We start from the raw sequence: 11547 nt of genomic DNA, 5'->3' as shown, positions 1-11547 counted from the left end.
TCGCGTTCGCTCGCGTTCACCGTTCCGCGATCCCTCTCGCGTCGGACCACGAGCTCGTCGAACGACTCCACCCGGTGATCACCGAGCACGCAGACCCCGCGCCGGTGCGGGTCGTGGCGTTCGACGTGAATGGAGTCGAGACCGGCGTTCGCGGCCGCGTCGATATCGCTCGTGCCGTCGCCCGCGTAGACGCCGCGCGCGTCGTCGGGGACGCCGAGGTCGGCGCGCGCACGGTGGAGCGGGTCGGGATCGGGTTTGAACCCCGTCTCCTCGTCGCAGGGGAGGACGACGTCGAACCAGCCCCGGAGATCGAGTTCGTCGAGGACGACGTCCGTGATCGGCGCCGGACAGTGCGTGACGAGACCGACCGGCCCGTCGAGGTCGGCGACGAACGCCGCGTCGTCGTAGAGGTACGTCGCCTCCGCGCGCGCCGTCGCGTCGTCGATCTCGTCGAAGACCGGCCAGAAGTCGGCGGGATCGTACCCCCACTCGCGGAGATGGACGTTCCGATCCCCGCCGAGACCGTGCCAGAGCACCTCGGCCTGCCGATCGCTGAACGCGACGCCGAGGCGGTCCTCCACGCGATCGAAGGTCTCGCGAACGTACGCCCACTCCGTGTCGACGAGCGTCCCGTCGAGGTCGAGCAGCCAGTAGTCGTAGACCGGACGCGTCTGCATTCGAGTGACCGAAGGGTCTCGATCGGGAAGTCGTTTACTCCGATTCGACCTCGAGGCTGCTCCCGAGATACTTGTTCACGACCTCGTCGACGGTGTCCGCGCGGAACGCGTCGAGGTCGGCCGCGATCGCCTCCCGGAACGTTTCTCTGTATGCCTCGTCCATCTCGAACGCGCGGTACTCGACGCTCAGAACGGTGACGTCGAGGGCGTCCTCGGTGAGATCGCGAAAGTGCGCCCCGTCCGCGAGTTCGCCCCGCCAGAGGTTGTCGCGGAAGAACCGCCATCCCTCCTCGCCCGGCTCCTCGGCCTCGCGAGAGAGGCGCGTCTCGAACTCGTTCGGTTCGACGGTCACGTCGCGCGCGGGTTCGAGGCGGAAGCGGACCGCGAAGACGTAGCGCCCCCCCATCTATCGGAGGGCGTCGCACTCCGCGGCGAGTTCGAGGTCCTGCTCGGTGACACCGCCCGCCTCGTGGCTCGTGAAGCGCACGTCCACGGCGTCGTACTCGATGACGATCGTCGGATGGTGGAACGCCTCGTCGGCGAGCTCGCCGATCTCGCTCGCGAACGCCACGCCTTCGAGGTAGTCGTCGAACTCGTACGTTCGCACGATCTCGTCGCCCTCGTGCGCCCACTCGGGCGGCAGTCGCTCCTCGATCTCGTCGTCGGTGAGTGTCTCGGCCATGGACGGTCGAACGCCGGCGAGGCTCAAAACCGTGGGGGCCCGATTCGACGACCAGTCAGTCGTCCTCGGACTCGACGGCGGCGAAGCGCGGCGCAGCAACGTCACCGCCGAGCGGGGATTCGGTCCCGTCGAAATCGGGGTCGAAGAGCCGGATGGCGGTCGCGATGGTCTCCCAGTCGTCCTCGCCGGCGGCCTCCCGGAGGCTCCGCGTGGGCGCGGCGAGGAGCTGCGAGACGAGCGCGTCCGCGAGCGACTCGACGACCTCGCGCTCGGCCTCGCTCACGCCGTCGTCCGCGGCGGCGTCGAGACGCGAGAGCGCCGTGGCGACCTCGCGGTCCTTCGTCCGCTCCGCGCTCTCGTACATCTGGGCGATGACGGCGTCCGCGCGCTTGCGCTTGTACTGCGAGAGCAGGCGCTCGAACTCCTCGTCGATGATGGATTCGACGGCGATCGCGGCGGTCTGCCGGCGCTCGCGCGTCTCCGCCGTGACGTCCTCCAGATCGTCGAGATCGTAGACGTCGGCGCTCGGGCGCTCGTCGACGCCGGACGCGACGTCGCGGGGCTGGCCGAGGTCGACGTAGAGGGTCTCACCGGCGTCGCGCGCGATCGCGGGCGTGACGACCGGATCGTCGCTCCCGGTGGCGACGACGGCGACGTCCGCGTCGGCCAGCACGCGCGGCAGGGCGTCGAGACCGACCGCGCGGCCCCCGGTGTCGAGGTCCGCGAGCACCCACTCGGCGTGTTCGAGCGTCCGGTTGGCGACGACGACGGAGTCGACGCCCGCGGCGTCGAACGCCTTCGCGGCGAGCGATCCCATCTCGCCCGCGCCGACGACGAGCGCCGTCGCGTCCGTGAGATCGAGTTCCGCGTCCGCGAGGCGGACGGCGGCGCTCCCGAGACTGACGACGCCCTCGTTGATCGCCGTCTCGTTGCGCGCGCGCTCGCCGACGTGGATGGCCTTCGTCACGGCCTCCTCGAGGACGGGACCGATATCGCCCGCATCGACCGCCGTCTCGTAGGCGCGTCGCACCTGCCCGAGGATCTGGTCCTCGCCGAGGACGAGCGACTCCAGCCCGGCCGCGACGCGCATCAGGTGTCGGAGGCTCTCCTCGTGGCCGCTCGCGACGGCCGCCGAGTGGTCGCCGAGACCGACGGCGTCGAGCGCGCGCCGACCCGTCTCGGGGTCAGCGGTGACGACGTACGCTTCCACGCGGTTGCACGTCTGGAGCGCGTACGCCTCCTCGACGCCCCCCTGCGCGTGGAGCGCGTCGAGCAGCGCCGCGGTGCTCTCCGCACGGGCGTCCTCGATGTCCTCGACGGCCGCCTCGGGATGGGCGACGCGAACGCCCGAGACGACACTCGTGTTCCGGTTCACGTTGTGTGCTCCGTGTCGACGACGTCCGCCACGATCCGCGCGACGGCGTCGCCGACCGCTTGGTCGTCCTTGGAGTCTGTACTACGTAAAGCCTTCCAAACCGGTTCCGACCGCACGACGGCGCGGACCGCGTCGCGCCGCCGTTCGGGGGGGACGCCGGCCTCGCGCAGGTCCCCGCGAAGCCCCGCGGAGAGTGACGCCATCGCTCCCGCGCCGGCGATCGTCTCCTCGATGCGCTCCCGGAGGTGTTTCGCGAGCGCGGGACTCGATCCCCCCGTCGACACCGCGACCGTCACCGGGTCGTCGCGGACCGTCGCGGGGACGGCGACGTCGTCGAACGCCCGCTCGCCCGCGTGATCCGCCCGGTTCACGAGCGCGCCCGCAGATCGGGCTACCGCGGCCGCCGCGTCGTTCGTCCCCGCGTCGTCCGTCGCCGCGACGACGAGGGCGGGATCGAGGCGCGCGACGAACTCGCGGAGCGTCGCCGCGTCGCCCGCCGCGCGCACTAACGCGGCGCCGCCGAAGTCCGCGTCCGCGAACGACGGGCTGACGACGACGACGCGGGCCTCGCGGGCGAAGCGCCGGGCCTTGCGCGCGCCGACCGACCCGCCGCCGACGACGAGCACCGACTCGCCGGCGAAGTCGAACGCGAGCGGGATCACGAGCGCGTGCCTCGCTCCGGTTCGCGCGCGCGGTGGCGCCCGCGAGCACGCCCGTCCGGGCCCGATTCGTACACCGCCCTCCGTCGGCGACGAGTTCGCATACGCCTCACTCCGAGCGCCAGCCGTCCTCGGTGACGCCGACGACCGACGCGGTGTCGTCGAGGGTTTCGAGGTCCGCGACGACGGTGTCGAGGTCGTCGCCCGCCTCCCAGTAGAGCACGAGGTCGTACGTGTTCTCGCGCAAGAGCTGTTGGCACTCCCAGACGAACTCGTCGTCCGCGACGGTGCGCCCCTGATGTTGATTCACGCCGAAGCGGTCGTCGTCGTTGCCCGAGTAGACGTAGGTGTCCGTCGCGTCGATTCCGGCGTGCTCGGCGACGACGTCCCCGGCTTCGAGCGTGAGCTGGTGGAGCAGGCTCTCCGCGTCGCTCCCGAGGTCGGTGTGGACGACCGCCCCGTGGAGCGTGATGTCACCGGGTTTCAACAGATCCACCGCGCGCCGATAGAGGTCCGCGTTCGCCGTCTCGGTCATATCCCGATGACACGCGAGAGCGGGCTAAAGGACTCACGGTCCGCGGATCCGCCGACGGAGAACGAGCCGGGGAGGGCAAGGCTCTTGCCGGCCGATGTGTAACGCCTCGCATATGCGAGGGTGGTTCCGCCGCCGGTTCGACGCCGCCTACGAGCGCGTCCTCCGCCACGAACTCTCGGGCGCGCCGACGCACGTCGCGGTCATTCAGGACGGGAACCGCCGGTACGCCCGCGAGCGCGGCGACGACCCGAGCGCGGGCCACCGCGCGGGCGCGGAGACCACCGAACGCGTCCTCGACTGGTGCGCCGAACTCGGCGTCGAGGAACTCACCCTGTACGCCTTCTCGACGGAGAACTTCGAGCGCCCCCCCGAGGAACGCGATCGGCTGTTCGACCTCTTGGAGACGAAGCTCCGCGAGTTCGCGGACGCCGATCGCGTCCACGATCAGGGGGTATGCATCCGCGCCATCGGCGAGACCCATCAGCTCCCCGAGCGCGTCCGCGACGCCGTCGATTACGCCGAGCGCAGAACGGCGGGGTACACCGGCTTCACTCTGAACGTCGCGCTCGCCTACGGCGGCCGCGCGGAACTCCTCGGCGCCGCGCGCGACGTCGCCCGCGCCGTCGATGCCGGCGATCTCGCCCCCGAAGACGTGGACGTCCCCGAGATCGAGTCGCGTCTCCACGACGATCCCGTCCGCGACGTGGACCTCATCGTCCGCACCGGCGGCGACGAGCGCACCTCGAACTTCCTGCCGTGGCACGCGAACGGCAACGAGGCCGCCGTCTTCTTCTGTGCGCCCTACTGGCCGGCGTTCTCGAAGGTCGACTTCCTGCGCGCCATCCGCACCTACGAGTCCCGCGAGGCCTCGTGGCAGCGCGCGAAGGCCGAGCGCGCGCTCGCGCTCGTTCGGGCCTTCGGGAGCGTCGAGGTGCGAGAGGCCCGCGCCGTCCTCGCGCGCCTCCGCGAGTACGTCCCCGACGGCGCGGACGTCGAGGTCGACCCGGACGGCGAGACCCGCGCCGACTGACGGCGCTACAGGGCTGTCCGAGCGCGCTCGACGTACGGGAGGAGCATCGCGCCGACGCCGAACATCGAGAGCAGTCCCGAGAGCGCCCCGCGGTAGACCGGGATCGATGCGAGGAGCGCCGCGAGCAGGACGCCCGCGAGGAGCGCGATCGGCAGCGACGTCGTGAGACCGAGTCGGTCGAGCGCGACCCGTGCGATCGCTCCGTAGCCGACGACCGCACCGGGAAATGCGAGCGCGACGAGAGCGAGCAGGAACACGATCCAGAGTCCCGGCGGGGCGGCCGGATCAGTGGTGGCTTCCAACGCACCGCCGAGCGCGACCTCCGCGACGAGACCGACGACGAACGTCCGGACCGGTGCCGAGCGGACGCGGGCGAGCGCGGCCGCCGTTGACGATGGTCGCGTCGCGTAGAGGAGGGCGGCGAGCAGGCCGAGGAAGAAGACCGCCCCGACGGCGCGCGACAGCGACCCGGAGAGGGTCGTCGCCAGCGAGAGCGGGAGTCGGGAGGGCGGAGGGAACACGGCTTAGGCGTTCGCGTCCGAACGCAAGAGCGTTGTGGAGGTGACGCTCCACTTCCCGATCGGACGCTTCGCTGACGCTCACCGTCCGAACCTCACTCGTTCCGCAACGCTCCACTCCCTGATCTGGCCTATCGTCCAAATCGGCGCTGACGGTCCTGATACTCCCGGATCGCGCGGAGGTAGTCGCGGGCGCGGAAGTCCCGCCAGTTGACGTCGGTGAAGTAGAGTTCGGAGTAGACGGACTGCCAGATCATGAAGTCCGAGAGGCGTTCGGCGCCGGTCTTGATGACGATGTCGGGGTCGGCGGGGAAGACGAGGTGGTCCTCGACGGCGGCCTCGTCGATCTCGTCGGGGGTGGTCTCGCCGGCCGCGACGGACTCCGCGATGGCGCGCGTCGCCTCCGCGAACTCGTGTTTGCCGCCGAGACCGACGCTCACCTGCACGGGCGCGTCAGCGCGATCGGTGTCGTCGGGGCTTCGGAGGGCGACCTCTCGGGGGCTGGACAGCGCCGTGAGTTCGCGTTCGAGCGTCGGGACGACCGCGCGATCGAGAACGCTCACGTAGACGGTGACGCGCGTCGCGCCGTGTTCGAAGGCGAGTTCGAGGAACCGCTCGAAGGTGTCGTACGCGCCGGCTTCGAGGAGGTCGCGCTCGGTGATGACGAGCGCGACGTGCGCGGGGACGTCGGCGTCGGCGCGCCGGACGCGCCACGACTGATAGCGGTCGTAGAGACCCACGGGGGTAGGATGGGCACCGAGCGACCCTAAACCCCTCGTCCGGGTCCGCCGTTCGGGACCCTTAAGTGCGCCGGCGGTGATATCCGCCGGTAGTGACCCTTCCGCTCCGTCGAGCCGCGGCGTACGCGCTCGTCTCGACGTTCGCGCTCGCCGCGCCGCTCCTCGGGCGGTTCGCGGCGGCGCCGTTCGTCCTCGTCGCCGCGTTCGCCTTCGTCGTCACCGACGGACCCGCGTTCCGGCTGTTCGCCTACCCGTGGGACGAGAAGGCGGAGCGCCTCTGGACGCTCTTCGGGTTCGCGCTCGCCGCGACCGGTCTCGGCGTGCTCGTCCCCGCGTTCGACGTCGGCGTCGACGTCTTCGTCGTCGCGGTGCTCGCCGTCGGCTACGGCGACTTCGGCCGGCGATTCGCCCTCGAATACAGGGAGCACGCGGCGGCCGGGAGCGTCGGGTTCGTCGCGTCGTCCGTCGTCGGCGCGCTCCTCGGACAGGTCGTCGTGGCGGCCGCGGCGACGCCGTCGATGGCCTTCCTCGCGGTGAGCGCGGCGCTGCTCGCCGGTCTCCTCCGCGAGGCGCTCACGGAGCGGGACTACCCGTACGTCGTGCTCTCCGTCGGTCTCCTCTGCTGGCTGTTGAACGCGCTCGCGCCCGCGCCGTCGTGGACGCGCATCGCCGTCGCCGTCGTCCTCACCGTCGTCTTCGGCGGGCTCTCGTACGGTCTCGGCGCGGCCTCGGTGACGGGAATGCTCACCGGCGTCTTCCTCGGCGTGCTCGCCGTCATCCTCGGGGGGTACGGCTGGTTCGTCGTCCTCGTGACGTTCTTCGCGGTCGGCGGGCTGGCCTCCAAGTACCGCTACGAGGAGAAGGCGGACATCGGCGTCGCGGAGGACAACGAGGGCGCGCGCGGGAGCGGTAACGTCCTCGGGAACTCGCTGGCCGCGCTCCTCGCGCTCCTCGGCTACGCCGCGGCATCGACGCTTCCCGTCCCCGGGCACCTGTTCGTCCTCGCGTTCGCCGGCAGTATCGCGACCGCGCTCGCCGACACGCTCTCCTCGGAGGTCGGTACGCTCTACGGTCCGCCACACCTCGTCACGACCTTCGAAACGGTGCCGCCGGGAACGGACGGCGCGGTGACGTGGCAGGGCGAACTCGCGGGACTCGCCGGCGCGCTCGTCGTCGCCGTCCTCGCCGGCGCACTCCTCCCCGCCACCACCGTCGGCGCCGCGCTCGTCTTCGTCGGCGGCGTCGTCGGCATGACGGTCGACAGCCTCGCGGGCGCGACGATCGAGGGCGCGTACGTCGGCAACCAGTCCGTCAACTCGATCGCGACGATCGCGGGCGGGATCGCGAGCGCGCTCCTCGCCGCCGCTATCGGCGTCGTCGCGTTCTAACCGTCGCGTTTCGGCCGTCGCGTTCTAGAGGTCGTCGAAGGCGTGGACGGCGACGGACACCGGTTCTTTCACGACGTCCTCGCGCCCGGTGCCGACGAGAGCGTCGACGCCGCGCTGGGCGGCGACGTCGAAGAGGCGCTGGGTGATCGGGCCGTCGCGGACGAGGAGCGTCGGCACCGGCTCGACGTCGCGCAGGGTCTCGAAGGCGGCCGCCGCCTCGACGTCCGCGACGCGCTCGAAGCCCGCCACGTAGCAGTGACACCGGTCGGTGTCGCGGACCGCGTCGGCCGCCTCGGCGGTCGACGACGGGCCGGTGTCGGCGGGTTCCGCCTCGCCGGTGGCGCTCTCGTCCGCGTCGGGAGTCGCGTCCGGCCGCGTCTCGGCGATCGGCGTCGGCGAGGGGACGGCGCTCCCGTCCGTCGCGGCGACGGCCGCGTCGTCCGTACTCGCGGCATCATCCGTACTCGCGGCGTCGTCCGTACTCGCAGCGTCGTCCGTATTCGTCGCAGCGTCCGTGCTCGCGGCGTCGTCGCCGGACGCCGCGTCCGTTCCGCCGTTCGCGGTGTCGCCGTCGTCGGGTTCTATGGTCGATCCCGCACTCATACTCGTGGATCTCGCTCCGGAGGGGCGTTTCTCGCGGAGGGCGGCGTGGACGGCCGCGCGCGAGAGGTCCTCGACGGACTCGCCCGCGGGCGGCGTGGCGACGTAGTCGACGTCGCCGACCTGTTCGAGTTCTTCGAGGACGAGCTCGCCGCCGCGGTCGCCGTCGAAGAAGGCGGTGGTGCGGCGCTCGCGGGTGAGGTCGGCGGCGGCGTCCGGAACGTCCGTCCCCTCGACGGCGATGGCGTTCTTCACGCCGTACTTGAGGAGGGTGACGACGTCCGCGCGTCCCTCGACGACGACGACGGCGTCGCTCGACGCGACGTTCGGGCCGGCGGGCAATTCCCGAAATTCGGTGACGTCGCCGACGCGCACGGACTCGCGGACCTCGGTGAGGATGTCGTCGCTGTCGATGGCGCCCTCGTCGAAGGAGGTGGCGAGGAGTTCTTTCGCGCGCTCGGTGATCTCGCGGCGCTTGGCGGCGCGACAATCCTCGATGCGCGAGACCTCGACGGTGGCGTGACAGGGACCGACGCGCTCGATGGCCTCGAGCGCCGCGCCGAGCACGGACGTCTCGACGCGATCGAGGTTCGAGGCGAGGGAGATGTGACCGAACGCCTGTCCGCCCTCGGTCTCGACGTCGACGTCGAGACGGCCGAGCTTCGAGGCGTCTTGGAGGGCGTGGATGTCGAGATCGTCGCCGAGCAGGCCCTCGGTCTGCCCGAACACCGCCCCGACGACGTCGCTTCGCTCGACGATCCCGTCCGCGACGAGGTCGGCGTGAACGCGGTATTTGGCGGTGTCTTCCATGGGGGGAACTGGGAGTCCCTCCCTGATACACTATTCGGACTCAAATACCTGTTGGGCGAAACGGCCGCGTTCGGCCGTCAGCCGAGCGGTGTCCCCATCGTCTCGACGCCGAAGGCGAGGACGATCGCGCCGCCGAGACCGAAGGCGACGGCGAGGGGGAGGAGCGCGACCACGTAGCCCGCGGGGACGAGCGCGCCGGCGAGTACGGGTCCGACGACGGCGGCGATCTTGCCGACGCCGCCCGCGAAGCCGTTGCCGGTGGCGCGCAGTTCCGTCGGGAAGAGTTCGGGCGTGTAGGCGTAGATGGCGCCCCACGCGCCGAGCGTGAAGAAGGAGGACGCGAGGAGGGCGACGAAGAACGGCCAGAAGCCCGAGACGCCGAGTCCGAAGCCCGCGCCGGGCATCGCGCTCGCGAAGACGAACGTGAAGACGCCGGAGGCGAGCAGGTACGTCCCGAGCGTGCGCTTGCGCCCGACGCGCTCCACGAGGTAGGCGGCGCTCGCGTAGCCGGGGAACTGGACGAGCGCGATGAGGAGGAAGTAGCCGTAGACGCCCCCGAACGTCGCCCCGCCGAGGTGGAGCGCGGGGACGGTGCCGCTCGCGCCGAACGTCTGAGGGAGCCAGATGAACACGCCGTAGTAGCCGAAGTTGATCGCGAACCACGCGAGGGCGATGGTGATCGTGCGGGCGCGCAGGTCCGCGGCGAAGAGATCGCGGACGCCCGCCGATTCGCGGGACTCGACCTCGTCGATCGTGATCGGCTCGTACTCCTCGCCGGACTCCGCGGCGATGGCACGCAGGCGCTCGTTCGCGGCCTCGATCTTCCCCGCTCGCGCGAGGTAGTACGGCGTCTCCGAGAGCCCGTATCGGACGGCGAAGACGAGGAGACCGGGGATCGCGGAGGCGACGAAGAGGAGCCGCCAGCCGGCAACGGCGCCGAAGACGGGGATCGAGACGGTCCCCCCGCTCGGGAGGTAAGAGAGGAAGAGCCACGCGATCGCGACGGCGAAACCGTATCCGAGCGGCCAGAACGCGTCGAGATACACCAGATACCTCCCGCGCCGGTCGGTCGGGAGGTGTTCGGAGAGATACGAGGTGTCGACGGCGAGCGCGCCGCCGAGACCGACCCCGGTCAGAAAACGCAGCGCGAAGCCGGTGTAGAAGCCGACGGCGAGGGCGGTAAGCCCCGCGAAGACGGCGTACGTGAGGACGGTCCACTGGAAGGCGGGCTTGCGGCCGTATCGGTCCGCGGCGTACCCCCATCCCCAGTTGCCGACGATCATCCCCATGAGGCTCGCGGAGCCGAGGAGACCCGCCGCCGGCCCGGAAAGGCCCCACGCGTCGAGGAGCACGGGGAGTGTGAAACTGATCAGGATGACCTCCATCCCGTCGAACGCCCACGCGGTGCCACAGACGGCTAGCAGGCGTCGGTGAAACGCGTTGATCGAGATTCGATCCAGCGCTCCGGAGACCGACGTCGTATCTGTATCGGGCATGTACCGCCATCAAGGAGACAGGACGTGATAATAGTGAGTGATCGGTGAACGAATTGCCGGTGCGAAGAGAAATACTCTTCGTCCGGGGTCGGTAACGCTTATCCGTCGTTCGAACGCACGCTCCGTATATGGCAACGCACGTCGTGCCGGTCGGCTTCGACTACGATCGGCTCATCGCGCCGCTCGTCCGCGAGCGCCTCAACGTCGAGCGCGTCGTCCTCCTCGAGGGCGCCGTCGGGAGCGAGGCGAACGTCGAGTACTCGCGGAACCTCGCGGAGAAGCTCGCGCGCGACTTCGAGAACCTCCTCGGCGCGGAGACAGAGCGCCTCGACGTCGCGGACGTCTACGACTACGACGCGGCCTTCGAGCAGGCGTTCGACCTCATCAGCGACGAACTCGACCGGGACGACAGCGACGTCTGGGTGAACATCTCGTCGATGCCGCGCACGGTGAGCTTCGCGTTCGCGACCGCGGCCGACTCCGTCGTCATCGAGCGCGCGGACGACCGCGACCGCGTCCACACCTACTACACGGCCCCCGAGAAGTACCTCGAAACCGAACTCGCCGAGGAACTCCGCGAGGCCGTCGACCTGCTGGAGCGCGCGAGCGACGGGGACGTCGATCCCGACCGGGCCGCCGAGCGCGCCGCCGCGGCCCGCGACCTCCTCAACGAGTTCGACGAGCGCGGCACCACAATCGGCGCGAAGGAGCTGGATGGCGGGCACGTCATCGAGTTCCCCGTCGCGTCCTTCTCGAACGTCAAGCCCTTCGAGGAACTCATCCTCTACACGCTCGGCGACCACGGCGAGTTCGAGAGCGTCAGCGAACTCGCGGAGACGCTCGCGGGCGAACTCGGGGAGGAGTACACCGACAGCTTCCGGTCGAAGGTCATCTACAACGTCGATCGGCTCGGTCCCGAGGGGAAGGGGTACGTCGAGCAGGAATCGCGCGGGAACGCACATCGCACCTCCCTCTCGCGCATCGGCGAGCTGTGGGTGCGCGCCCACGAGAACGAAGGGGAATGACATCCTCCCCGG

The 11547-nt window shown here is 70.6% G+C and carries 13 protein-coding genes; 3 read left to right on the top strand and 10 right to left on the bottom strand.

Translation table 11 applies throughout. From position 1 onward, the window contains the following. The 6 genes from AOZ13_RS11635 to AOZ13_RS11610 form a co-directional block, all read right to left on the bottom strand. Positions 1–677 (bottom strand): HAD family hydrolase (locus AOZ13_RS11635; RefSeq protein ID WP_049934102.1); only part of this gene is annotated, 677 nt, incomplete at its 3' end. A gap of 34 nt (positions 678–711) precedes the next feature. Next, entirely contained in the window at positions 712–1083 is a 372-nt protein-coding gene (gene lwrS / locus AOZ13_RS11630; RefSeq protein WP_020222861.1) for an LWR-salt protein, read from the bottom strand. Further along, complete coding sequence (locus AOZ13_RS11625) at positions 1084–1359, bottom strand: 4a-hydroxytetrahydrobiopterin dehydratase (protein WP_021780662.1); 276 nt, start codon at positions 1357–1359, stop codon at positions 1084–1086. Between the two features lie 55 nt (positions 1360–1414). Continuing rightward, positions 1415–2734 (bottom strand): glutamyl-tRNA reductase, encoded by a 1320-nt coding sequence (gene hemA, locus AOZ13_RS11620; RefSeq protein ID WP_021780661.1) that lies wholly within the window; start codon positions 2732–2734, stop codon positions 1415–1417. Next, the gene (locus AOZ13_RS11615) at positions 2731–3396 is read right to left on the bottom strand and encodes a precorrin-2 dehydrogenase/sirohydrochlorin ferrochelatase family protein (protein ID WP_021780660.1); all 666 of its coding nucleotides are present in this window, start codon (positions 3394–3396) and stop codon (positions 2731–2733) included. Before AOZ13_RS11615 ends, hemA begins: the two co-directional genes overlap by 4 nt. A gap of 106 nt (positions 3397–3502) precedes the next feature. Continuing rightward, complete coding sequence (locus tag AOZ13_RS11610; protein WP_020222367.1) at positions 3503–3928, bottom strand: DUF5778 family protein; 426 nt, start codon at positions 3926–3928, stop codon at positions 3503–3505. A gap of 112 nt (positions 3929–4040) precedes the next feature. Between AOZ13_RS11610 and uppS the strand changes: the two genes are divergently transcribed. Further along, positions 4041–4958, top strand: a complete 918-nt coding sequence (gene uppS / locus AOZ13_RS11605; RefSeq protein ID WP_020222368.1) for a polyprenyl diphosphate synthase — start codon at positions 4041–4043, stop codon at positions 4956–4958. Between the two features lie 5 nt (positions 4959–4963). Here the strand turns inward: uppS and AOZ13_RS11600 are convergent, their stop codons facing one another. Next, entirely contained in the window at positions 4964–5479 is a 516-nt protein-coding gene (locus AOZ13_RS11600) for a hypothetical protein (protein WP_020222369.1), read from the bottom strand. 128 nt (positions 5480–5607) lie between these two features. Next, positions 5608–6216, bottom strand: a complete 609-nt coding sequence (locus AOZ13_RS11595) for an undecaprenyl diphosphate synthase family protein (RefSeq protein ID WP_020222370.1) — start codon at positions 6214–6216, stop codon at positions 5608–5610. 92 nt (positions 6217–6308) lie between these two features. Between AOZ13_RS11595 and AOZ13_RS11590 the strand changes: the two genes are divergently transcribed. Further along, a complete protein-coding gene (locus AOZ13_RS11590) occupies positions 6309–7604 on the top strand; it encodes a DUF92 domain-containing protein (protein ID WP_021780659.1) in 1296 nt (431 codons plus the stop codon). Positions 7605–7628: 24 nt separating this feature from the next. On the opposite strand, the gene dnaG is transcribed toward AOZ13_RS11590, so the two are convergent. Then, positions 7629–9014 (bottom strand): DNA primase DnaG, encoded by a 1386-nt coding sequence (gene dnaG, locus AOZ13_RS11585; RefSeq protein WP_021780658.1) that lies wholly within the window; start codon positions 9012–9014, stop codon positions 7629–7631. Positions 9015–9091: 77 nt separating this feature from the next. Further along, positions 9092–10510 (bottom strand): MFS transporter, encoded by a 1419-nt coding sequence (locus tag AOZ13_RS11580; RefSeq protein ID WP_020222356.1) that lies wholly within the window; start codon positions 10508–10510, stop codon positions 9092–9094. 128 nt (positions 10511–10638) lie between these two features. Here AOZ13_RS11580 and AOZ13_RS11575 point away from each other — a divergent pair, with 128 nt between their 5' ends. Further along, positions 10639–11535: an HFX_2341 family transcriptional regulator gene (locus tag AOZ13_RS11575; protein WP_020222355.1), complete on the top strand. Its 897-nt coding sequence runs from the start codon at positions 10639–10641 to the stop codon at positions 11533–11535. Positions 11536–11547 lie beyond the last annotated feature (12 nt).

The sequence above is a fragment of the Halarchaeum acidiphilum MH1-52-1 genome (assembly GCF_000474235.1).
Classification (GTDB): Archaea; Halobacteriota; Halobacteria; order Halobacteriales; family Halobacteriaceae; genus Halarchaeum; species Halarchaeum acidiphilum.
This window is presented reverse-complemented; position numbering and strand designations above follow the sequence as displayed.

What these genes read in the sequence shown, in the direction of transcription:
- AOZ13_RS11610 (WP_020222367.1), bottom strand. Translation starts at nt 3,928, where the DNA reads ATGACCGAGACGGCGAACGCGGACCTCTATCGGCGCGCGGTGGATCTG.
- AOZ13_RS11575 (WP_020222355.1), top strand. Translation starts at nt 10,639, where the DNA reads ATGGCAACGCACGTCGTGCCGGTCGGCTTCGACTACGATCGGCTCATC.
- uppS (WP_020222368.1), top strand. Translation starts at nt 4,041, where the DNA reads ATGCGAGGGTGGTTCCGCCGCCGGTTCGACGCCGCCTACGAGCGCGTC.
- AOZ13_RS11625 (WP_021780662.1), bottom strand. Translation starts at nt 1,359, where the DNA reads ATGGCCGAGACACTCACCGACGACGAGATCGAGGAGCGACTGCCGCCC.
- AOZ13_RS11580 (WP_020222356.1), bottom strand. Translation starts at nt 10,510, where the DNA reads ATGCCCGATACAGATACGACGTCGGTCTCCGGAGCGCTGGATCGAATC.
- dnaG (WP_021780658.1), bottom strand. Translation starts at nt 9,014, where the DNA reads ATGGAAGACACCGCCAAATACCGCGTTCACGCCGACCTCGTCGCGGAC.
- lwrS (WP_020222861.1), bottom strand. Translation starts at nt 1,083, where the DNA reads ATGGGGGGGCGCTACGTCTTCGCGGTCCGCTTCCGCCTCGAACCCGCG.